This is a genomic window from Streptococcus pluranimalium, assembly GCF_047785745.1.
In the GTDB taxonomy this organism is placed as follows: domain Bacteria; phylum Bacillota; class Bacilli; order Lactobacillales; family Streptococcaceae; genus Streptococcus; species Streptococcus pluranimalium_B.
This window is the reverse complement of sequence record NZ_JBLOJT010000203.1, coordinates 1-1,093: the sequence shown is the minus strand read 5'-3', so window position 1 is coordinate 1,093 and position 1,093 is coordinate 1. Positions and strand designations below refer to the sequence as shown.

General features: G+C 37.0%; 1 protein-coding gene. It reads right to left on the bottom strand.

The window, feature by feature from the left end; translation table 11 throughout:
- Positions 1–116: 116 nt before the first annotated feature.
- Positions 117–1,037 carry an alpha/beta hydrolase gene (locus ACMZ6U_RS10485; RefSeq protein WP_416108354.1) on the bottom strand — a complete coding sequence of 307 codons (921 nt, stop codon included), beginning with the start codon at positions 1,035–1,037 and terminating at the stop codon, positions 117–119.
- Positions 1,038–1,093: the final 56 nt, after the last annotated feature.

Here is a 1,093-nt window from a genome sequence, read left to right as displayed (position 1 = left end):
CGGAAAATCTTATGAAGAATTCAAGTGTGAGAGGAATACCTCTCAACCACAATTATAACAGGTTTTTCACTTATCTAACCGATTTTTTCAAGACATTGTCATTTTCGATTGACACACTATTTTTGATATTTTTTCAAAAAATCTTCAATTTTTCGGCGGTAGGTTTCAGGATCTTTTTCAAAAGACTGAGCATGCTTCGCACCTTTAGCAATATAGAGTTCTTTTGGGCCCTTACTTGCTTCAAAATTATCATAAACCATGTCCGTTGGAACAAACTTATCAGCATCACCATGGATAAACAAAATTGGCAAATCATTTTTAGCCAACTGCTTCATAGAACTTGCTTCTCCATAAGTAAATCCTGCTATCAGTTTAGAAATACCCGATACGCCATATAAAATAGGAAATTGGGGCAAATTGTACATGTCTTTTGCTTGATAAGAGAGTTCATCCCAAACACTGGTGTAGCCACAATCTTCTATTATACTGGTAACTTGTTCTGGCAAATCTTCACCACTAGCCATCATGACTGTTGCAGCCCCCATTGAAACCCCAAAGAAGGTGATTTTTTGGTCAGGATTGTCTGCAATCAACTGTTCTGTCCATTTAATGACATTGTCTTTATCCTTCCATCCATAACCTATGATTTTCCCTTGGCTTTCACCATGAGCAACATCATCTGGCATTAAAACATTGTAGCCCAATTGGTGAAAAAGATAGGCATAAGGCTTCATATCTGATTTATCATTAGTAAATCCATGTACCATAAGAACAGTCTTATCTGACTTTTTCTCGGCTGGCACATACCAAGCGACCTGTTTTAATCCTTGATTTGTCATCGAACGTTTTTCTTTGGAAAGCTTATTAAAGGATTGTTCAGCCTGATATAAGGAGCTTTCTGGGCTTCTTGCTTTATTGTTGATAAAATCTTTTTCAGCCCGGACCTGTGCCACATAGAAAAAGTAGCCACTCGCGCCAGCCATAATCAGTAATAACAGTGATAATAAAGTGATGAGAATAATAATCCATTTTTTCATAGTCTTATTGTACTGAGAATTTTCCAAAAAGAAAAGTGGGACGGGGCTACTTCTTA